Genomic DNA, 21,471 nt, shown 5'->3' on the forward strand with positions numbered 1-21,471 from the left:
CCCGGCGTGCCTTTGCCAGCGGTCTGCACCGGCAGGCCCGGCACGGTTTATTTCAGCTTTTGCAGAATGCGGTCCAGCTTCTTGCCTTGCGCCGAATGCACCGGCGCATTCTTCACCGCATTGTAATAGGCCGCCGGATCATAGGTCGGGATGCCCAGCTGCAGATGTTCCACCGACAGCAGCCCCATGGCCTGCAACAGCCGGTAGACCCCCAGATAGCGCTCGGCATCGGCCTGAATGCGGGTGACGCGGGCGTCGAGCAGTTCCTGCTCGGCGTTCAGCACATCCAGCGTGGTGCGTGCCCCAAGGCTCGCCTCTTCGCGCACGCCGTCAAAGGCGGTTTGCGCCGCACGGATCTGCTGATCCCCGGCCTGCACCTGCGCATTGGCAATGGTCAGCCCGGCCCAGGCATTGCCGACCGCTTCGGCAATCAGCACCCCGGCCTGCCCCAGATCGGCCCGCGCGCCATCACGCGCCGCAATCGACTGGCGCAGCAAGGAGGACTGGCTGCCACCGGAATAGACCCGCTGGTTCAGCGACAGGCCAAAGCTCTGGTTCTCTGCCCCGGCATCATTGATGCCCACCCCGGCGCGTGCAGACACCGTTGGCCGGAACCCGGCCTTCTGCAGCTCGACCCCCAGATCGTTGATGGTCACGCGGCGCTGCGCCCCCAGCACCGACGGATGGGTGCGCAAGGCCACGGCCCGTGCCGCCTCCATCGAAGAGGGCAGGCTGGGCGAGCGTGGCAAGGCCGCCAGCGTGCGCGGATAGGCCCCGACCGCCGCCTTGTAGGCTTCACGCGCGACCAGCAGATTGCCCTCGGCCGCCGCCAGACCGGCGCGCGCCGCTGCCAGCCGCGCCTCGGCGATCGACACATCGGTGCGGGTGATCTCCCCCACCTCGAACCGGTCCTGCGCGGCGCGCAACTCCTGCGTCACCAGCCGCGTGTTGGACTGGCGCAGCGCCAGCAGCTGCTGGTTGACCTGCACAGAGACATAGGCATCAACTGCGGCGAACAGCACATCCTGTTCGACCCCGCGCAGCAGTTCGCGCGTGGCCAGCACCGATTCCTTGGTGATTTCAATCCGCAGCGCGCGGCGCCCGAAATCCAGCAGCGTCAGCGAGGCCGACAGATCAAAGGTGGTGCGCACCCCGTCGACAAATGGCGCGCTCGATGTGGTCTGGCTGCGGGAATAGCCGCTGGACAGCGCGAAATCGACCACGGGCCGCAAGGTCGCCATCGCCTGCGCCACGTCTTCATCGGCGGCGCGCAAGGTCGCCGCCTGCTTGTCCAGCAAATTAGAGGTACGGTAGGCGGCGATGAACGCGTCTGTCAGCGTTTCCGCCTGGGCAACGGGTGCCGCCAAAACACTGACCGCCATCGCCGTTGCTGCAAAAAATCCACGCATATTCAGACTGCTCCTGAGACTGTCGCCCCGGTTACACGTGCCGGGGTCTGCTTTCCGTCGTCATAACCATCGCACCAAGACTTTACCAAATTCACCTCACCCTCAGCGGGTCAGAGCCGGAACCCGCCCGAGAGGGCAAAGCCCGGCAGAACCGGGGCCGAGGCGTTGAACACAAAGCGCCAGCTGACCTTGCCGTCGGATTTGTACCCGACCCGGGCCACACCAAGCGCGCCTTCCATGAACACGGCGGCAATCCGGCCGCCGTCTTTCAGCTGCGCCAGCAGTGCGGGCGGAATGACTTCCACCCCGCCCTGCACTGTAATCACGTCATAGGGCCCGTGCTTGGCCGCCCCTGCGGCCAGCGGCCCGACGATCACCGCCGCATTGTCGACCGAGGCCTGCGACAGCCGGTCCTGCGCCTCGGCTGCCATCGCCTCATCTTCCTCGACCGCGACCACGGCATCGGCCAGCCGCGCCAGCACGGCGGCCGAATAGCCAAGCCCGCAGCCCAGGTCGAGCACCATTTCATCGGGCTGAATGTCCAGCGCGTCCAGCAGTTTGGCCAGCGTGCGCGGTTCCAGCACCACCCGACCCTGCTGCAACACCAGATTTTCGCCCATATAGGCCGCCTCGCGTTTGTCACGCGGCACGAAAGCCTCGCGCGGCACGCTCAGCATGGCGTCGATGATGGGGAACTTGGTCACATCCGAAGGCCGCACCTGAGTGTCAACCATCATCACACGGCGGGCAGAGAAATCGGTCATCGGCTGAACTCATTGGTCTGGATCGGCTGAAATCTGTCTTGCCACATCTCCCCGGCGGGGGCAACGCCGCAGTCAGACCGCGCCCCGCAGAGCGGTGCGATTTTTACGCACCTGCGATCTTTGCGCCGCGCTGACTATTCCATATGCGTTTCAAGGATTTGCAAAGACGGCGCGATCACCGCAAAGGCCAGTTCTGCCGCTGCAGATACGTCAAATGTGCACAGATTACCCTGCGCCACCGCACGGCATGGCCCGGTTTCGCCCGTGATCCAGTCCAACGGATTGAGAAACCACACCGCCCCACCATCGCCTTCGACATCCTCGAAGAACACGGTCGACACTTCCGGGGCCAGGTCCCCGTCCCCCAGATCGGCGTGATAGGGCAGATCCACCGCCCAGCCCTGCGGCAGGGTCACCTGCAGCCCGGTCGCTGCATCCGCATAGTCGCAGCGTGGTTCGGTGCAGCGCAGCGCGACCTGCGGTTCAATCGCCAGCACCGGCACCTCGATCACCGTGGTCTGCGGTGTCACCTCGATGCTGATCTCATACAGGTCCGCCTCGGAGAAGCCGGAGATCACATAATCCCCAGGCTCCAGCATCACCTGCCACGGACCGTCCAGCGCGCCTTCGGTCATGATCATCGCCTCCAGCACATCCGCGCCCTCGGGCAGGTTCAGCGGCACCGCCGACCACGACACCGGCCCCGCCCCGGCCCCTTCGGGTGCCAGCGCCGTCACCTGCACCGCAACCGGCGCGGCCTGCGCGGCCCCCGGCAGCACCAGCATCAACGCCAGACCAATGGCCCTGCCGATCCCCATATCCCACATAAACCCGGTCCCGTCATTGCACACCACACCGGCGCCAGAGTGCTGTGCATTCGCCGCCAAGACAAGCCCGGACCGGACCAGCCGCGCCGCGCGACCCCTGCCCCCCACAATCGTCCAGCCGCTTGCACCTTTCAAAAATACTCCCGCGCGGAGCGCTCTGCCCCGTCCCGCCGCGATGCGCTCAGACCAGCCGCAGCCCCTTGCCTGCCGCCTCGCGGCGCAGCGCGCCCTGCGCGGTGGCGGCAATGTCGCGCGCAGTCAGCCCGGCCCAGTCGTACATCTGCGCAGGTGCCGCCTGATCAATGAAACGGTCGGGCAGCACCATGGTGCGGATCGCGCGGCCCTTTTCCAGCTGGCCCGAGCCTGCCAGATAATGCAGCACCAGCGCGCCAAAGCCGCCCGTACTGCCCTGCTCGACCGTGATGATCGCTGCGTGCCCGTCAATCAGGCTGTCGATCAGCGCCGTATCCAGCGGCTTGGCAAAGCGCGCATCGGCCACGGTCACGCTGATGCCATCCGCCTCCAGCAGGTCCGCCGCCGCCAGCACCTCTGACAGATGCGCGCCGAAGGACAGCAGCGCCACCTCGCGCCCCTGTTTCAGAACCCGGCCCTTGCCGATCTCCAGCGGGGTGCCGCGTTCGGGCATTTCGACCCCCATCCCCTCGCCGCGCGGATAGCGGAAGGCGATGGGGCCCGCATCATGCGCCACGGCCGTTGCGATCATGTGGCACAGGTCCGCCTCATCGCCGCAGGCCATCACCGTCATATTGGGCAGGTTGGCAAGGAAGGCCACATCGAAGGCCCCGGCATGGGTCGCCCCGTCCTGCCCCACCAACCCCGCCCGGTCGATGGCAAAGCGCACCGGCAGGTTTTGCAAGGCCACATCATGCACGATCTGGTCATAGCCGCGTTGCAGGAAACTGGAATAAATCGCGCAGAACGGCTTCATGCCGCTGGCCGCCAGACCGGCGGCAAAGGTCACGCCGTGCTGCTCTGCGATGCCCACATCGAACACCCGCGCCGGAAAGCGCCGCGCCATCACATCCAGCCCGGTGCCGCCCGGCATCGCGGCGGTGATGCCCACGATGCGCGGGTCGCGCGCGGCTTCTTCGGTCAGCTTTTGCCCGAACACCGCCGTATAGCTGGGCGCATTCGACTTCCCCTTGGCCTGTACCCCCGTCGCCACGTCGAATTTCGCCACCCCGTGGTATTTGTCATCCGCGCCCTCGGCGGGGGCATAACCCTTGCCCTTGACGGTGACCGTATGGATCAGCACCGGCCCGGTGGCCCGCGCCCGCGCGGCGCGCAAAGTGGCCAGCAGTGCGGGCATGTCATGCCCATCGACCGGGCCGATATAGGTAAAGCCGAACTCTTCAAACAGGGTCGCCCCCCCCGGCATCCCGGTCACCATCTGCCGCGCGCGGCGCGCGCCTTCGCGCACGGCACCGGGCAGATGCGCCTCGACCCCCTCGGCCACCGCTTTCAGCGTGGCCAGCGGCCCCTTGACCGCAATGTCGTTCAGATAGCGCTGCAAGGCCCCCACGGGAGGCGCAATGCTCATGTCATTGTCGTTCAGGATCACGAACATCCGGGTTTTCAGATGGCCCGCGTGGTTCATCGCCTCATAAGCCATGCCAGCGGTGATGGCACCGTCGCCGATCACCGCAATGGTATCGCCCACCGGCATCCCCATTTCGCGCCCCACCGCAAAGCCCAATGACGCAGAAATCGAGGTGCTGGAATGGGCCGCACCGAACGGGTCGTATTCCGACTCCGCCCGCTTGGTGAACCCCGAAAGCCCCCCCGCCTGCCGCAAGGTCAGCATCCGGTCGCGCCGCCCGGTCAAAATCTTGTGCGGATAGCATTGGTGGCCCACATCCCAGATCAGCTTGTCCAGGGGCGTGTTGAACACTGCATGAATCGCCACTGTCAGTTCGACGACCCCCAGCGATGACCCCAGATGCCCCCCGGTCTTGCTGACCACATCAATGGTCTCGCGCCGCAGCTCGCCAGCCAGTGCCGCAAGTTCGGCATCGGACAGCGCCTTGAGGTCAGCGGGGCCGGACACCTTGTCCAGCGTGGGGGTGTAAGAGATGTGCTCGCTCATGGTCGCGTCCTCCAAAGCGTGATCTTTCCCTCCCCTTAGAAAAGAAAAAAGTGCCGTATGGATCAGCTCCACACGGCACCAGGTCCCTGTCGCCAACAGGAAGGGAACCGGGCTGTGGTTGTGCCCCGGATCCGGACCGGCATTGATGGCCCGAATAAGGTCGGCACGGGCGGCACGCCGCCCGCGCGCAAGGTCAGGCCAGATCGTGCCCGGCAGGTGCCAGCGGCTGTTCAAGGCTTGACCGTGGCATCGGGTCGGGCGTCTGGCGGCTTTCTTCGGGCAGCAAGAGCCCGATGCCGTAGATCACAGCCAGAAAGATCCCGATGGCGGCCAGAAAGATCCCGGCCAGCAGCCCGCCCCACATCATCTGGCCAAAGATCCAGGTGCGCAGGCGGATGGTCGGGTTTTCATCCTGATAGTAAGGTTTGTCAGACATGGCTTTCCCCTTAATCAATCGGCGCGTAGCCGTGTTCCTGTGCCCAGACAAACCAGTTGTCCACCACAGTGCCGGTCAACAGGATACCAATGCCGCCGGTCAGCGTCACCAGCACCGCAAACCACCAGGCCCAGCGGTGAATCCCCTCCATCGTGGCGTTGAAGCCCATGGTCCAGCGCCAGAACAGCGCCGCCCGTTCCGAGGCCGTGCCACGGTCGACGATCTGCTCCAGCTCGCGGTCGCCGCCGAAACGGCTGACCGCCAGAATGGTCGCCCCGTGCATGGCGAACAGCAGGGCTGAGCCATACAGGAACACGATCGACAGCGCGTGGAACGGGTTATAGAACAGGTTGCCATAGGTCAGGCTGAACAGGTTGGTCCAGTCCAGATGGCTGAAGATGCCGTAAGGTACCGCATGGCTCCACGATCCCATCAGGATCGGACGGAACAGGCCCAGCACCAGAAACAACCAGATGGCAGAGGCAAAGGCCCAGGCCACATGCTTGCCCATCCCCAGCGCCTGTGCCCGCAGATAGGTGCGCACCCACCAGGCGCAGACCGATACCAGCAGAAAGAAGCTGGCAATGATCCAAAGGCCGCCTTCGGCAATCGGGGCAAAGCCCAGACCATATTCCTCGCTCGGTGGCTCAAGGCTGAACCAGAACAGGTCGCGCAGGAACACCGCCGGGTTCAGGCCCGCCTGATACCAGAACCACGCGCCCACCGTGAAGAACCAGATCGCCCCGGCCGCAAGTGAGATCACGCCCATGGTGCCCAGATAGATCGGCCCCAGCTGCGCGTTCCCGATCCAGCCTGCAAGGTTCGAGAACGTGGCACCCTTGGTGCGGTTGTGCAGTTCCACCCCTTCGACCAGACCGAGTTCGGGCTCGGCGCGGACCTGCACTTGCGTGAAGATGTTTTGATACTCAGCCATTGACGCCTCCCTCAATCCCGGCCCACCAGGGCAGGTTCAGCCACCAGTCCCACCAGACGATCCATTGATCGAACCAGATGGTGCCGGAAATCACGATACAGATCGCCGACCAGAACCCGGCATTCAGCGCCAGAAGCAGACCCACACGGTGAATGCCAAGCGTGCCGACCGAATAGCCGATCAGATCGCGGAAATAGGTATCCTCGTGATCGGGGGTGCGCATTTCCTTGCCCTTTTCAGGGTTGGCCGCCGACAGGATCAGCGCACCGTGCAAGGACAGCGCAAGCGCCGTGGTAAAAAAGAAACTCACCGCGATCATATGCGCCGGATTGTAGTGGAAGTTGCCATACTGGTAGCCGGTGTTCGACACCCAGTCGAGGTGGGTCCAGATCCCGTAGGGAAAGGCATAGCCCCAGGCCCCCATAAGAACCGGGCGGATCACCACCAGCGTGAGGTAGGCAAAGATCGCCACCCCGAAGGCCACCGGCACATGGTATCCCATGCCCAGCTTGCGGCAGATCTCCACCTCGCGCAGGGCCCAGGCGGTGAACGCTCCGGTCGCGCAGATGGTGATCACCTGCCACAACCCGCCTTCGCGCAACGGCGCTGCGGCAAGGCCCATTTCCACCGGGGGCGGCGCAATAGAGATCAGCCAGGGGTTCCATGTGCCCTGCAGGCTTGCGCCGTAAAATATCAGAATTGTGCCGAGGGCTGCAAAGAAGAAGCCCACGACTCCAAAGAAGCCGACGTAGAAAGGGCCGACCCAGAAGTCGAACAGATTCCCGCCGACAAGCGTGCCGCCCGGCACGCGGTATTTTCGTTCGAAGCTGAGCAGTGCCATGCTTCCCTCTCCGCGTTTATGGAGGCGGTCCCGTCATGGGCGGAATGCGCCATGCGAGGCCGACTTGAATTATTGGGGTATTTTCGCGGGCGGCCTGTCCTGCAGGCCGCCCGCGAGGGGGTCACGAATTATTCCGCAACCACAACGCGGTTGTACTTCACCGCTGCGATGTCGAGCCAGTTGTAGGACGGGGTCGACAGCAACACGAGGTGGATCATCGCCGCCAGCAGGAACAGGAAAACACCCTGTGCCACAAACACGCGGCGGGGATCGAAGATCAGCCAGATTTTGTAGAATTTTGACATTGTGTGATCCTCCTCAGAACCAAGGGCGCCAGATGTAGACTGCCAGATGAGCAACCACGGCAATCGCCGTGAAAAGCCAAAGGCCGCTCATGTAAACAGAATGCAATTCCTGCGCCTGCTCGTCGGTAAGACCTGTGAAGCTCAGGTCGGTTCTATCAGCCATAGTATCCTCCGGATTTGGAGACTGCGCCGCATACCCTGCGGCGGAGGTGACGGATCGGCGGACTGCCTTTCCGGGGTTTTCACCGGCCCGCGATGGTCTGCGGACAGGCGAAGCGTGGCTTCCGACGGGCGCGGCGGAAGGAAGGTCACAGGCCCCTGTGGGGCCAGAAGACTCCGGCCCCTTGGGGCCGGAAAGCGCTGGCCCCTCAGGGCCGGAAAATCGCGGGCGTGATCGCCTTGGCCTCCAGCCAGGCCCGGGCCAGCGGCCCATGCACCGGCAACCGCTGATGCCGGATCACGGCCCAGACCCATGCCCCAAGGGACAAGGGCACCGCGACCACGAAGATCAGCGTGAAATACAGGTAGAATTCGGTTTTTGGCGTGCGGTGCGCATGCCCGCCTGCGGTCTGGTCACTCATCACGTGCCTCCCTTGGTTTTCTGGGTCGCAGCTGGCCGGGCATCCCCGGTCAGTCCTTCGACAAATTCGACAATCACCCGCTCGGCCCCTTGGTCGAGCGCGGCCTTTTCCGCCGCATCCCGCAGGGATTTGGCGGCAGAAATCCGGGTCAGCACCGGATGTTCGGAAACAATGCGGTCAAGGGCTGCCTGCGCATCCAGATCCCACGGAAAATCGCGGCGCAGCGTGGTGGGCGTGGCGGCGGCACTGTCCATCTCGGTGCCCAGGGGCAGGATGTGGAACAACGCCTCGAACAGCCCGTTGCAGACTTCCTGCAAGATCCAGACAGCACCCGCATAGCCCATGAAGGGCGTGCCGGTGTGGCGGCGGATCGCAGCGCCGGGGAAACTTGCGGCGATGAAACTGGGGGCCGGACCGTGGCCGCCCTTCAGCTCTGCCAGATACATCTTCTCGTTGATCGACCCCATCACGATCAGGGGGCGGTGCTTTTTCAGATCGGCCCTTATCGCCTCGTTGTTGGTCTTCTTGCCTGCCACACGGGATACGGCAAAGGCGCAAGGCAGGCCCAGATCATCCTCAAGATAGGCCCGCACGCCGCGTGCATAGGTTTCATTGGCGACGATGGCGAAACTGGCCGTGGCAAAGAAATCCTGCGTGACCGATCGCCACAGATCCCACACCGGCTTCAGCGTGGAATGCTTTTCGCGCTCGATGAAAGGCTCCACGTCGAGGGTCAGCACCTCGCCCAGCGTGCGCAGGAACTTGGTGGTGGATTCAAGGCCAAAGGGGGCTTGCAGATAGGGTTTGCCCAGCACCTCGGCGAGGCCCCGGCCAAATTCGCGGTACATCACGATGTTGGCGTCAGCATTCACCAGATTGCGCATCTCGGCCAGATGGGCACCCAGCGGCATCACCATATTGACCTCGGCCCCGATGCCCTCAACCAGACGGCGAATCTCATAGAGGTCCGACGCCATGTTGAAGGTGCCGTACATCGGGCCAAGAATGTTGACCCGTGGCTTGTCGCCCGCTTCGCGCTTTTTCTCCTGCGGCATCCGGCCTTTGGTCATGCCGAACTCGGTGAAAATCCAGGTCATCGCGCGGTCGGCGCATTGCCATTGGTCTTCATCAATGGTGCGCGGCAGAAAGCGCTGGATATTGGTGCCCGCAGGGGTCACCCCGCCGCCGATCATCTCGGCGATGGACCCGGTGACCACCACCGCAGGCAGTGCGGGATCAAGCGTTTTCCACGCCCGCGCCATCGAGCTTTCCGTACCCGATGTCATCTCATCCTCACCCAACCCGGTGACGACGATGGGCAATTCATGTGGCGGCAGCGCGTCGGTGTAGTGCAGCACCGAAGTGACCGGCAGGTTCTCGCAGCCCACGGGGCCGTCGATCACCACCTGCAGGCCTTTGACGGCGCAGAAAGCGTAGATCGCGCCCCAATAACCGCCCGCCCGGTCATGATCCTGAATAAGCATCAGATCATCTCCTCCGCCTTGGCGGCGCGGGCCAGCTTGTCGATCTTCTTCTGATGCGCCGCCCGGAAGTCGGGGCGCAGGTTCGGCGCGCCCTCCCAGATGCCGGCAGTATCGGCTTTGCCCACGCCCTCAAAGAACGCCTTCATGCCCACCATCCGCGCCTTGTTGCCCATGGCGGCGTTGATCACCTGCGCCAGTGAACCAGCACCAGCCGGGCCCATCAGCGGGCGGGCCGAAATGAGGTTCGTGAAGTAAAGCGATGGAATCCCCAGCTCTTTCGCCTTTTGCACCACGGGCGTGGTGCCGATGGCAAGGTCAGGCTGAAAGCCTTCCATCGCGGCGCAATCATCCTCAAGGCTGGCGCGGAACTTCACTGCCACACCCTTGTCGACCAGCCAGGCACGGTCCGCCTCGCTCCACGCACTGCGGGCGCAGGCGGTGCCGACATAGGGCACATCCGCCCCGCTTTCGATCAGCAGGCGGGCGACCAGCAGTTCAGACCCTTCATAGCCCGACAGCGTGATCCGGCCCTTGATCGGGTTGGCGGCCAGTGCGACCTTGATCGCAGCGCCAAAGGCATTCTGCGCGGCAATGATCTTTTCTGCAGATACATCATAGGCTTCGCCGATGTTCTTCAACCAGTCCATCGTTCCGTCAAACCCCACCGGGCCTGATCCCACAACCGTGCGGCCCGCCGCTTGAAACTCGCGTACCGCTGCCGTGTAGAACGGATGGATCGCGGCCACGACCTTGCAGTCGAGCGCCGCATACAGCTCACGCCATTCGCGGCACGGCACGACCGGCCCCGCCGCCAGCCCCAGCGGGGCCAGCATCGCGCCGATCATCATCGGGTCGGCGGGGAACATTTCCCCCAGAAGCGCGACGGCAGGACGGTCAGACCGGCCCGCGGCGGGCGCTGCCACCGGCCCCGCCATGATTTCCGCCCGCGCATAGGCCAGCATGGCCCCGGCCAGCACATCCTTGGCCTCGGCATGGGTCGGCACGCCAAATCCCGGCACGTCGATGCCTACGATGCGCACGCCGTTGATTTCATTGGGCAACAGCCGCAGCGGCACGCCGCTTGCGGTTGGCACGCACAGGTTGGTCACCACCACCGCGTCATAGCGTTCGGGATCGGCCAGCTCGTGCACCGCGTCGCGGATGTCTTCGAACAGCTTGCCCGTCACCAGCGATTCCGAGTTAAAAGGCACATAGCCGACCGACCGCCGCGCGCCGTAGAAATGCGACACAAAGGTCAGCCCGTAGACACAACAGGCCGAGCCTGACAACACCGTCGCCACCCGCCGCATCCGCAAGCCCACACGCAAGGACCCAAAAGCCGGGCACATGGATTGTGGTTTGTCATGAGGGCCTTGCGGGTAATCCTTCGCGTAACGGTTCAACAAGTCCGAATTGCCCGCCGCCCGCGCCGCCTCGGCCATCTGACCGGCCCCGGCATGGCATCCTGTGCCATCCACGGATGGCACAGCCGCCTGATCAGGCGTCACATGGCGCAGGCCGGTCATTGCGCGCCCGCCTTGCGCTGCATCGCGCGCAGCGCTTCTTCGACCCGGGCAAGGGCTTCCAGATCAAACATTGTCATACACCACTTCGAGCGAGGCCTTCACCCCGGCATATTTGCCGCGCATGTCGGCATCGGTGGCCGGGGTCAGCACGAAATCGGCCCCGGTATGTTCGGCGCTGAACAGGCCAAGCAAGCCGTCCTGGGTCAGCGGTGCCGGGCGCACCGGGGGTGCCAGCCCCACTGCGGTGGCAAGGTCGGCAAACATCGGGCCCCATTGGCTTTCATAGCTGCCAACGATCTGATAATTGGCCGATTTCTTGCGCAGATCATCGTCCTGCGGAATGGCTGCCAGCACCGGGATCTTCACTTCTGCCGCGAAGGCCGCCGCCTCGCCGGTGCCGTCATCCTTGTTGATGACAAGCCCCGCCACACCGACATTGCCGCCCAGACGGCGGAAATATTCCACGGCCGAGCACACGTTGTTGGCCACATACAAAGACTGCAGGTCGTTCGACGCGACAAGGATCACCTTTTGCGCCATGTCGCGGGCGATCGGCAGGCCGAACCCGCCGCAGACCACATCGCCGAGGAAATCCAGCAGCACATAGTCAAAGTCCCAGTCGTGGAACCCCAGTTTTTCCAGCAGTTCAAACCCGTGGATGATCCCGCGCCCGCCGCAGCCACGGCCCACTTCCGGCCCGCCCAGCTCCATCGCGAACACGCCACCGCGCTTGAAGCACACGTCGCCGATCTTCACCTCTTCGCCCGCCAGTTTCTTGCGGGTCGAGGTCTCAATGATCGTGGGGCAAGCCTTGCCGCCGAAGAGCAGCGAAGTGGTATCCGATTTCGGGTCACAGCCGATCAGCAGCACCCGCTGGCCCATTTCGGCCATCATGTGCGACAGGTTGGCCAGCGTGAAAGATTTGCCGATGCCGCCCTTGCCATAGATCGCGATGATCTGGGTGTTCTTGGTGGGCGCGCCTTGCGGGATCTCCAGCGTCGGCTCTTCATGCGCCTCATCGCGCAGGCGGGCGTCAAAATCCTTGAGGTTCGGGATATCCAGGGTCATGCGGTGCCGCTCCAATCAAGAATCATTTTCAGGCAATCCGCGTCTTCAAAGGCCGTTTGGTAGGCCCCCGTTGCATCGGCTGCCGGTCGGGTGTGGGTAATCAGGCCCGACAGCGACAACGCGCCGCTTTCGATCAGGGCCCGGGTGGCTGTCAGGTCGTCGGCATTCCATTCACTGGCAATCCGGAAGCGCGCCTCTTTCATGAAGGCGGGCGGAAAGGCGAAGGCGACAGGCTCGGTATAGAACCCCGCCAGCACGATTTCGCCGCCCTTGGCCAGACGCGTGACCAGCTGGTCCAGCAGGCCCTTGGCGCCGCTGGCATCGTAAATCGCCTTGTAATCGCGGCGGGTATCGTCGGCGGGGTCGATCACCTCATATCCGACGGCACCGTCGCGGCGGGCGGGGTTCACCTCCCAAACAGTGGGCGCGGGCGCACCGGCGGCAATCGTCAGCCGTGCCAGCAACCGGCCCAGCGTGCCGTGCCCGATGATCAACTCCGGCAATGCCGTGTTGAAGCCGGCAAGCGCATGGCGGGCGGTTGCGGCCAGTGCCAGCAGCGCGCCTTCGGCCCCCATGCTGCGGTCCATCCGGGCAACGCGGGCGGCGGGTGTCACCAGATGGCGCGACGCACCCCCGAACAGCCCGCGCACATTGTCAGCGTAGCAATTCGCGCCGGGCACAAACACATGCTCGCCCACCCGGAAGCCGCTTTCGGGGGCGGCTTCCACCACCTCGCCGAATGATTCGTAGCCGGGCACCAGCGGATAGCCCATGCCGGGAAACGGCGGCATCGTGCCGGACCAGAACAGCTTTTCCGTGCCGGTTGAGATGCCGGAATGCGACACCTCGACCACCAGATCGCCCGCCGCCGGGGCCTGCAGGCCCAATGTCCCAAGCCCCAGATCGCGCGGGCCAGACAGAATAACGGCAGTTGTTCTCACGCGGTCGTCCTCCCCTTCCCGAAAGTCGCGACACAGAGTCGCAGGTCATCGGGTCTTCGCTCTTAAGTGTAAGTTTAGACTTACAATCGGATGTGTCAATTTAATTGGACAGTTTTTTGCAAGATAACTGTGCCGTCGGGCTGACAGCCCCGCCACGGCCCTTAGCCGGCAGGCTTTTGCGCTGTGATAACCGAGGTGACAAAGGGTCGTGCCCCCGCCTGCGGGCGGATCGTAGCAAAGCCTGACGCCGCCAGAAGCGCCGATATCTCATCCGCCGACCGGGTCCGCCCGGTCTGCATCGCCAGCGTGTAGACCGCGAAATAGACATCCGTCGCCGGGTCTGGCCGCGCCCCGCCCGACATCGGTTCCGATATCAACAGTCGCCCGCCGGGCGGCAGGGCGCGGAACGCCGCCCCCAGCAGCGCCGCCACCGTGGCGTCGGTATGGTCATAAAGCACCCGGATCAGACTGATCATATCCGCGCCTTGCGGCAGCGGATCATCCCGGAAACTGCCCGCCTGCACGGTCAGGTTCGGCAACGGGGCCGCCCCCGCCACCACGGCAGGCAGGTCAAACAACGTCAGCCGCAGGCCCGGATACTCCGCCGCCACGCTGCGCAGAAACGCGCCCGTGCCGCCGCCCACATCCATCAGATGGTTTGTACCACTAAGGCTGACCAGCCGCAGCGTGTCTGCCGCCACCAGCGCCTGACTGTCCGCCATCAACCGGCTGTAGCGCGCGGCAAGGGCCGGGTCCGCAGCCCCCCCCGCACCGAAGACGTAGGGCCAGAACCCGGCCAGCTGCGGCTGCGTCTGGCCACGGAAAAACGCCACCGGATCGGACAGGTCGCGGTAGAGCACATCATGGTGCCGCACCATCGCCTCCAGCCCCGGCACGGTCAGGAACGCCCCGCCGCGCGGGGTCAGGTGCCACAGCCCGCGCGCGTGGCGCAGCAGCCTCATGGCCGCGCCCGCCTGCAACAGAATGGCCATCCTGTCGGTTGGAACCTCCGCGCCGTGGGCCAGTGCCGCCGTGCCCAAAGGCCCCTCAGCCAGCCGGTGCAGCACCTGCAATTCCACCAGCGCCAGCAGCGCCTGCGATTGCACAAAGCCCTGCACCACATCAAAAAGCGCGCGCCCCTCGGCGCGCGATTTCAGCCTAAGGCCCGGAATACGTTCGGCAATCGTATGAAAACGCGGCGACATCGCTATACGGGTCAGCCACCCCGGCCCCGGCCTGCGCGCACGCTCCGGCCCGGTCACCGGCAGATCGGCCATGGCTCAGCCCTTCGCGGCGGTCAGCCGCGCCGGGGTCATTTTCTCGGCGTAAGCCCGCACCATCTGCGCCAGCATCGCCTCTCCGGGGCAGGACGGGATCGAGGCAATCGCCCCGCCCAGGATGTCACGCAGATGCGCCACAGCGCCCGAAACGCCCAGTTCGGCCACCGCAGACGGGCGGCCATGCGCCGCATCCTGCCCCGCGGGTTTGCCGGTCTCCTCGACCCCCATCAGCGCGTCTTTCAGATCATCGGCCACCTGAAACGCCGCCCCGATCCGCGCGCCCAGTTCTTCCCACGGCTCGGCATCCTGCCCCGCCGCAAGCGCGCCCATCTGGGTGGCGGCGATGAACAAGGCCCCGGTCTTGGCGCGGTGATAGGCGCCCAGATCGATCTGCGCCTCACTCTCCCAACCCTGCCCCGCGCAGATGCCATGCGGCATCCCCGTGCGCTGCGCCAAAGCGCTCACCAGTCGCAAGGCGCGCTCCGGCGCATCCGTGCCCCCGCGCGCCAGCACCTCAAACGCCAGCACGATCAGAGAGTCGCCGGCCAGCACCGCCAGCGGCTCGCCAAAGGCGCGGTGCACCGTGGCCTTGCCGCGCCGCACATCGGCATCGTCAAAGGCGGGCAGGTCATCATGCACAAGACTGGCGCAATGGATCAGCTCCAGCGCCACCGCCGCCGCATCGGTAAGGACAGGCCGGTCATCGCCGCAGGCCAGTGCCACCGACATCAGAATCGTCGGCCTGATCCGCGCGCCGCCCGGAAACACCGCATAGGGCAGCGCCGCTGCCAGCCGCGACGGGGCCGCCCCCGATTGCGCCAGAGCGATGCCGTTCAGCATCGCCGCCTCGATCCGTCCGTCCAGTGCCATGTGCCGCCCTTTTGCCGACGTTTACCCGGCCATCGTGGCAGCCTGCGCGGCATGTGTAAACTAAAACTTACACATTACTGTAATTCCCTATGGACAACTGCCGCCGTCCGGCCAGAATACCCGTATGACGCTGCAACACTCTTCTCTTGACACAGCCATCGTGATCGGTGCCGGTTTTGGCGGCCTCGCCACGGCAATCCGGCTTGCGGCGATGGGGCTGGCGGTTACGGTCATCGAATCGTCCGACAGCCCCGGCGGCAAGGCCCGCGCGATTGCCTCGCCCGCTGGCCCGGTGGATACCGGCCCCACCGTCCTGACGATGCGCGGCGAATTCGACGCGCTGTTCGCGCTGGCAGGCCAGCGCATCGACGACCACATCCGCCTGATCCCGCAACCCATTCTCGCCCGCCACTGGTGGCGGGGCAGCCCCACGCTCGACCTGTTCCCGGAAACCGAGGCGAACATCGAAGCCATCCACGCCTTCGCCGGGCCGCGCGAGGCCGCGGCCTTCGCCCGCTTTGACCGCCTCGCGCATGACCTGCTTGCCGCCTTCGACGCCCCGGTGATGCGCGCGGCCAAACCGAACCTTGCGCAGATCGCCCGCACCGCCGCGACGCAGCCCCGGCTCTGGCCCGCGCTGCTGCCCGGCATCTCGCTCGAACGGCTGCTGAGCCTGCATTTCCGCGACCCCCGCCTGATTCAGCTGTTCGCGCGCTACGCCACATACGTCGGCGGCAGACCGCGCCATGCCCCCGGTGTGCTCGCCCTGATCTGGCGGGCCGAGGCGGAAGGAGTCTGGGCGGTCGAGGGCGGGATGCACAGTCTGGCCGCCGCCCTTGCGCGGCTGGCCGACTCCATGGGCGTGCGCTTCCACTACGCCACGAAAGCCCGCCGCATCGTTGCCCAAAATGGCCGCATCAGCGCCGTCGAAACCGAAGGCGGCCACACCCTGCCCTGCCATACCTGCGTCTTCAACGGCGACCCTGCCGCGCTGACCGATGGCCTGCTTGGCCCCGACGCCCAGCGCGCCATTCCCAAGGGCAAAACCACCCCCCGCAGCCTGTCGGCCCATGTCTGGGCCTTCGCAGCCACGCCCCAAGGTGCCGACCTCACCCATCACAACGTCTTCTTCACCGATGACCCGAAGGCCGAATTCGGCCCCATCGGCATGGGCCAGCCGCCTGAACAACCTACTCTTTATGTCTGCGCCCAAAGTCGCACCCCCACCGCGCCCCCCGGCCCGGAACGGTTCGAGATCATCCTGAACGCCCCCGCCAACCTTGCCCCCAGCACAGATGAGGAACCCCGATGCCGCCAGCGCACCTTCCCCCGGCTGAAGGCCTTCGGCCTGACCTTCTCGCCCGACCCGGCCCCCTCGGCCCTGACCACCCCCAGCCATCTGGCCAGCCTTTATCCGGCGTCACAGGGCGCGATCTACGGCCGCTCGCCCGAGGGGATGCTGGCGGCGTTCCAGCGCCCGGTGGCGCAAACCCGCCTGCCGGGCCTCTTTCTCACGGGGGGCGGGGCACATCCGGGGGCGGGGGTGCCGATGGCAGCCCTCTCCGCCCGGCACGCGGCCGCGGCGATCAGGCAGGACCGGATTTCCGGGTACAGGTCGACGCCAACGGCTATGCATGGTGGTATATCGACGGGGTCAGCACCGACGGCACCCGTGCCGTCTCGGTCATCGCCTTCATAGGCTCGGTATTCTCGCCATGGTACGGCTGGTCGGGGCGGCGAGAGCCGGAAAACCACTGCTGCATCAATGTCGCCACCTACGGCCCCGGCAGCCGCTTCACCATGACAGACCGTGGCCGCAGCGCCTTGCGCCGGTCCGCCGACACGTTCGAGGTCGGCCCCAGCCGGTTGCACTGGACAGGCACCCAGCTGATCATCGACATCGATGAATGGGGTGCGCCGCCGATGGTCACCCCCGTGCGCGGCCAGATCATCCTGACGCCGCAGGCGGTGACGGAAACCGAGGTTATGCTGACCCCCGACGCCGCCCATATCTGGCGCCCCTTCGCCCCCAGTTGCCACATCGCGGTGAACCTGACGCAAGGCCACGCATGGGAAGGCCACGGCTATTGCGACGCCAATTTCGGCAGCCGCGCGCTGGAGGCGGATTTCGATTTCTGGACATGGGGCCGCTTTCCGATGAAAGACCGCGCGCTGTGCATCTATGACGCCACCCGGCGCGACGGCAGCACGCTCGATCTGGCGGTCGAGATCGACAGCACAGGGGCCGTGCGTGAGACCACCGCCCCGCCCCGCACCCGCTTTGCCCGCAGCCTGTGGCAAGTCAAACGCGAAACCCGCGCCGACCCCGGCACCCTGCCGCGCCAGCGGCTGAACATGCTCGACGCGCCGTTCTACAGCCGCAGCCTTGTGGAAACCCGGATCAACGGCGAGGCAACGACCGGCGTGCATGAGGCGCTCGACCTGCGCCGCTTCCGCCAGCCGCTGCTGAAACCCATGCTCGCCGTCCGCGTCCCCCGCCGCGCCGGCTGGACGTTCAAGGATTGAACCACCAGCCACCTGCTCCCCTTGGTCACCCTTGGGAGCTGCCTGCCCTCAAGCCATATGGTCTGTTGAACCAATGGCGAAACCAGTTGGCTTGCCCCGAGAGTATTTGGAAAAGCGGCAAAGCCAAAGGGCTTGGGCTTTCATCCTGGCACAAATACTCCCGCCGGAGGCACCTGTCCGAAAACACGGGCGCGCCCTCACAGACCCGCCACACCGCTTTGAACCTTTCGAAAATACTTCCGCGCGGAGCGCAGCCGCAGCCTCAGCCCGCCGCCACATCCGGATTGCGCATCCAGACCGAGGCATTCAGCGCGCCCGCAATCGTGACCCACACCAGATAGGGCGCAAACAGCCAGCCCGCGACCGGATCAATCCGCCAGAACACCAGCATCGTCGCCGCCACCGCCACCCACAACAGGCTCAGCACCACCAGCCCGGCCCGGATGCGCCGCAATCCGAAAAACACCGGCGTCCACAGCGTGTTCAGCGCAATCTGTACCGCCCAGAGCGCCAGCCCCTGCCCCACCAGCGGATCAAACCCGGCCTGCATCGCCACCCGCATCGCGGCAAGCGCTATACAGATATACAGGATCGTCCAAGCCACCGGGAACATCCAGTCCTTTGGCGTCCACCACGGCTTGGACAGGCCCTTGTACCAGTCGCCGGGCTGAAACATCGCCCCGGTCGCCGCCGCCGCCCCGCAGGCTGCCAGAAAGGTGAAAAACAGCGTGAAATCCATGGCAGGGCCCCTTGGGTAATGTGCCCCTTCTATCTAACCCGGATCGCCCGAAGCGCAACCCAAAGCGAAGACGGCCGTCAGGCCGGAAGAGCGCCCGGCCATGATCTGCCCACCCCCAGAACCCGGGGCAGCCGGGAAAAATATTGACGGCCGGTCAAATCGGCACTCCTAACCCCTTGATTTCAAACGACCCTACAACCTGTATCGCAGGGGGAGCCGTGGACAGCCTGACCCGCCGCCCCCGCCCCCCGGCTCACGCCATTCCGCGTGAGCGGGCTTCCAGCTGCGACAGCACCTCGAACAGCGCCTCTGAGCGGCCCCGCGCGTCCGCCTTGCGGGCGGCGGCATCGACCAGAAACGCCACCTCTGCCGCAGGCTTTGCATGCAGCACCGCCGGGCGCGGCAGCAAGGGCGAGGCGGCGGCCCGCAGCCCCGCCAGCATCAGCCAGCCCAGCTTCTGCCCCTTGCCGGTCCGCGCGCGGACCGTCACCGAATCATGCCCCGCCCGCGCCACTTCGGTGCCGATCCCGGCATAGATATGCCGGGCGGCAAATATCCCCGGACGACAGGCCAGCGGCAGCGCCGCCACCCCGGCCTCAGACCGCTGATACAGCCGGTCCGCCTCACGCAGCAGCCGTGCCGTCACCCGGCGCACGCCGGCGCAAGCGGCGGGGACGGCCAGAAAGCGGGGCAGCTCCACCCCCTCTTCCGCCAGCCAGTCCAGCGGCAGAAACACCCGCCCCGCCCGCGCATCCTCACCCACATCGCGGCTGATGTTGGTCAGCTGCATCGCCAGCCCCAGATCGCAGGCCCGTGCGAGCGCGTCCGCCTCGCGCACCCGCATCAGCACGCACATCATCGCCCCCACCGCCGCCGCCACCCGGGCGGAATAGTCGAGCACGCCCGACAGCGTGTCATAGCGCCGCCCCATCGCATCCCAGGCAAGGCCCTCCAGCAACGCCTCGGGCAGCGCACGCGGCATGTCGTAGTCTTCGACGACTGAGGCAAAGGCCCGGTCGGCAAAGCCATCACGTGGGCGGCCCTGATAGACCAGATCCAGCCGGTCGCGCAGCCGCAGCACGGCACCCGCCTTGTCGGCACCCTCATCCACCTCATCATCCGCCACCCGGCAAAAGGCATAGAGCGCCAAGGCCGGGTCACGCACCCGCGCGGGCAGCACGCGGGATGCGGCGTGGAACGACAGGCTGCCGGTGCGGATCGCGGCGCGGCAGGCCGCCATATCGGCGGGCGCGATCATTCTGCGGCCATCCGCTGCGCAGGCGGCACCGCGTGGCGCACCTTCGGGTCCGGCACAAGTTTTCCCAGCACCTCGGCGGTGCCGATCACCCCCGGCAACCCCGCCCCCGGATGCGTGCCCGCCCCGGCCAGATACAGGCCCGGCAGTTCCTCGCTCACGTTATGTGGCCTGAACCACGCCGATTGCAGGATGCGCGGCTCGATCGAGAACCCTGCACCGAAGGGCGACAGATAGCGGTCGCGGAAGGTTTCGGGCGTGAAGGTCAGGCTTTCCGTGATCCGGTCGGTCAGCCCCGGCAACAGCCGGTCCTCCAGCACCTTGAGCATCTTCGCGCGGTAAGGTTCCGCCTCTGCCGCCCAGTCCACACCGTTGTCGTGGCCCAGATGCGGCACCGGCGACAGCACGTAAAACGTGTCATCGCCCGCGGGTGCGCAGGACGGGTCGGTGACCGAAGGACGGTGGACATAAAGGCTCATGTCATCGGCCAGCTTGCCGCGAATGAAGATATCCTTGATATGCTCGCGATATCGCGGGCCGACGACGATGGAGTGGTGGCCGACATCGCCCCACATCCCCGCAGTGCCCTTGGTCCCGAAATACCACACATAGAGGCCCATGGACCACCGCGCGCGCTTCAGCTTCGCAGGTGTCCAGCGCTTTTTCGGCGCGTTGCGCAGCAGCCGGTCGTAGGTGTGGCCCGCGTCAGCGTTGGACACGACGACCGAAGCGGCCAGCACCTCACCCGACACCATCCGCACGCCCGATGCGCGACCGCCGGAAATGCTGATCTCATCCACCTCGGCACCCTGCACCACTTCGCCGCCCTGCGCCTCGATCACGCGCACCATCGCATCGGCGATGGCCTGCACTCCGCCCATGGCGTAATGCACGCCAAACGCCTTTTCCAGATGGCTGACAAGGATGTACATCGAGGTGACGTTGAACGGATCGCCACCAATGAACAGCGGATGAAAGGACAGCGCAAAGCGCAGGTGTTCGTCCTTCACCCGCGCGGCGGCATGGGCATAGACCGAGCGGTCGGCGCGCATGCGGGCAAAGGTCGGAATCGCCTTGATCGTGTCCCAGATCCGGTGCATCGGCTTGCGGCCCATGTCTTCATAGCCGAACCAATAGCGCGCCTCGGAATCCTTGAGGAACTTCGCGTACCCCTTTGAATCACTGGGGGAAATCCGCGCCACTTCGGCTTTGATCGCCGCATCGTCCTGCCGGGCGGTGAAGGTTTCGCCATCGGCAAAGCGGATCTCGTAGAACGGGTCCATCGGTTTGAGCGCGACATCGGCATCGAAATCCCGCCCGCAGGCCGCCCAAAGGTCGCGCAAGCCCTGTGGCACCGTCACAATCGTCGGTCCAAGGTCGAATCGGTGGCCACCTAGGGCAATCGACGACCCGCGCCCGCCCGCCCGGTCCAGCCGGTCGAGCACCGTGACCCGATAGCCCTTAGCGCCAAGGCGCATGGCCGACGCAAGGCCGCCAAGCCCGGCACCGATAACGATCGCCTGATCGGCAGGGAAAGACGAAGCGGAGGGGGATGAAGCGTTTTGCATGGGAATGATG

At 65.5% G+C, this 21,471-nt stretch carries 21 protein-coding genes; 2 read left to right on the plus strand and 19 right to left on the minus strand.

The genetic code is table 11. The features are described 5' to 3' along the window. Nucleotides 1-47: 47 nt before the first annotated feature. From Q7J44_RS18055 to Q7J44_RS18130, 16 genes are all read right to left on the minus strand, one after another. Entirely contained in the window at nt 48-1,409 is a 1,362-nt protein-coding gene (locus tag Q7J44_RS18055; protein ID WP_304882303.1) for a TolC family outer membrane protein, read from the minus strand. A gap of 110 nt (nt 1,410-1,519) precedes the next feature. Then, nucleotides 1,520-2,173 (minus strand): protein-L-isoaspartate O-methyltransferase, encoded by a 654-nt coding sequence (locus Q7J44_RS18060; RefSeq protein WP_304882305.1) that lies wholly within the window; start codon nt 2,171-2,173, stop codon nt 1,520-1,522. Between the two features lie 134 nt (nt 2,174-2,307). Then, entirely contained in the window at nt 2,308-3,135 is an 828-nt protein-coding gene (locus Q7J44_RS18065; RefSeq protein ID WP_304882307.1) for a hypothetical protein, read from the minus strand. A 46-nt stretch (nt 3,136-3,181) separates the two neighbouring features. Continuing rightward, nucleotides 3,182-5,107 carry a 1-deoxy-D-xylulose-5-phosphate synthase gene (gene dxs, locus Q7J44_RS18070; protein WP_304882309.1) on the minus strand — a complete coding sequence of 642 codons (1,926 nt, stop codon included), beginning with the start codon at nt 5,105-5,107 and terminating at the stop codon, nt 3,182-3,184. A 193-nt stretch (nt 5,108-5,300) separates the two neighbouring features. Then, nucleotides 5,301-5,543: an RC-LH1 core complex protein PufX gene (pufX, locus tag Q7J44_RS18075; RefSeq protein ID WP_304882311.1), complete on the minus strand. Its 243-nt coding sequence runs from the start codon at nt 5,541-5,543 to the stop codon at nt 5,301-5,303. Nucleotides 5,544-5,553: 10 nt separating this feature from the next. Then, complete coding sequence (gene pufM, locus Q7J44_RS18080) at nt 5,554-6,477, minus strand: photosynthetic reaction center subunit M (protein WP_304882313.1); 924 nt, start codon at nt 6,475-6,477, stop codon at nt 5,554-5,556. After that, nucleotides 6,470-7,318: a photosynthetic reaction center subunit L gene (gene pufL / locus Q7J44_RS18085; RefSeq protein ID WP_304882314.1), complete on the minus strand. Its 849-nt coding sequence runs from the start codon at nt 7,316-7,318 to the stop codon at nt 6,470-6,472. Before pufL ends, pufM begins: the two co-directional genes overlap by 8 nt. A gap of 128 nt (nt 7,319-7,446) precedes the next feature. After that, nucleotides 7,447-7,623 (minus strand): light-harvesting antenna LH1, alpha subunit, encoded by a 177-nt coding sequence (gene pufA / locus Q7J44_RS18090; protein WP_304882315.1) that lies wholly within the window; start codon nt 7,621-7,623, stop codon nt 7,447-7,449. 13 nt (nt 7,624-7,636) lie between these two features. Next, a complete protein-coding gene (gene pufB / locus Q7J44_RS18095; RefSeq protein WP_100198094.1) occupies nt 7,637-7,786 on the minus strand; it encodes a light-harvesting antenna LH1, beta subunit in 150 nt (49 codons plus the stop codon). Between the two features lie 205 nt (nt 7,787-7,991). Beyond that, on the minus strand, nt 7,992-8,204 hold the full coding sequence (gene pufQ, locus Q7J44_RS18100; protein ID WP_304882317.1) for a cytochrome PufQ: 213 nt from the start codon (nt 8,202-8,204) through the stop codon (nt 7,992-7,994). Beyond that, nucleotides 8,204-9,688, minus strand: a complete 1,485-nt coding sequence (gene bchZ / locus Q7J44_RS18105; protein ID WP_304882319.1) for a chlorophyllide a reductase subunit Z — start codon at nt 9,686-9,688, stop codon at nt 8,204-8,206. Before bchZ ends, pufQ begins: the two co-directional genes overlap by 1 nt. After that, complete coding sequence (gene bchY / locus Q7J44_RS18110) at nt 9,688-11,214, minus strand: chlorophyllide a reductase subunit Y (RefSeq protein ID WP_304882320.1); 1,527 nt, start codon at nt 11,212-11,214, stop codon at nt 9,688-9,690. The genes bchZ and bchY overlap by 1 nt, the downstream gene beginning before the upstream one ends. 63 nt (nt 11,215-11,277) lie before the next feature. After that, on the minus strand, nt 11,278-12,282 hold the full coding sequence (locus tag Q7J44_RS18115) for a chlorophyllide a reductase iron protein subunit X (protein ID WP_304882322.1): 1,005 nt from the start codon (nt 12,280-12,282) through the stop codon (nt 11,278-11,280). Further along, complete coding sequence (bchC, locus tag Q7J44_RS18120) at nt 12,279-13,223, minus strand: chlorophyll synthesis pathway protein BchC (RefSeq protein ID WP_304882324.1); 945 nt, start codon at nt 13,221-13,223, stop codon at nt 12,279-12,281. The genes Q7J44_RS18115 and bchC overlap by 4 nt, the downstream gene beginning before the upstream one ends. Before the next feature lie 161 nt (nt 13,224-13,384). Further along, the gene (locus tag Q7J44_RS18125; protein WP_370693036.1) at nt 13,385-14,500 is read right to left on the minus strand and encodes a methyltransferase; all 1,116 of its coding nucleotides are present in this window, start codon (nt 14,498-14,500) and stop codon (nt 13,385-13,387) included. Between the two features lie 3 nt (nt 14,501-14,503). Beyond that, entirely contained in the window at nt 14,504-15,373 is an 870-nt protein-coding gene (locus Q7J44_RS18130) for a polyprenyl synthetase family protein (RefSeq protein ID WP_304882326.1), read from the minus strand. Between the two features lie 124 nt (nt 15,374-15,497). On the opposite strand from Q7J44_RS18130, the gene crtD reads away from it, so the two are divergent. Together crtD and crtC are read left to right on the plus strand one after the other, a co-directional pair. Continuing rightward, nucleotides 15,498-17,072 carry a 1-hydroxycarotenoid 3,4-desaturase CrtD gene (gene crtD, locus Q7J44_RS18135; RefSeq protein ID WP_304882327.1) on the plus strand — a complete coding sequence of 525 codons (1,575 nt, stop codon included), beginning with the start codon at nt 15,498-15,500 and terminating at the stop codon, nt 17,070-17,072. After that, a complete protein-coding gene (crtC, locus tag Q7J44_RS18140; protein ID WP_304882569.1) occupies nt 17,018-17,899 on the plus strand; it encodes a carotenoid 1,2-hydratase in 882 nt (293 codons plus the stop codon). Before crtD ends, crtC begins: the two co-directional genes overlap by 55 nt. 262 nt (nt 17,900-18,161) lie before the next feature. Here the strand turns inward: crtC and Q7J44_RS18145 are convergent, their stop codons facing one another. From Q7J44_RS18145 to Q7J44_RS18155, 3 genes are all read right to left on the minus strand, one after another. Beyond that, nucleotides 18,162-18,638: a TspO/MBR family protein gene (locus Q7J44_RS18145; protein WP_304882329.1), complete on the minus strand. Its 477-nt coding sequence runs from the start codon at nt 18,636-18,638 to the stop codon at nt 18,162-18,164. A 253-nt stretch (nt 18,639-18,891) separates the two neighbouring features. Further along, a complete protein-coding gene (gene crtB / locus Q7J44_RS18150; protein WP_304882330.1) occupies nt 18,892-19,896 on the minus strand; it encodes a 15-cis-phytoene synthase in 1,005 nt (334 codons plus the stop codon). Then, on the minus strand, nt 19,893-21,461 hold the full coding sequence (locus Q7J44_RS18155; RefSeq protein WP_304882332.1) for a phytoene desaturase: 1,569 nt from the start codon (nt 21,459-21,461) through the stop codon (nt 19,893-19,895). The genes crtB and Q7J44_RS18155 overlap by 4 nt, the downstream gene beginning before the upstream one ends. Nucleotides 21,462-21,471 lie beyond the last annotated feature (10 nt).

The sequence above is a fragment of the Pseudotabrizicola sp. genome (genome assembly GCF_030656345.1).
In the GTDB taxonomy this organism is placed as follows: Bacteria; Pseudomonadota; Alphaproteobacteria; order Rhodobacterales; family Rhodobacteraceae; genus Pseudotabrizicola.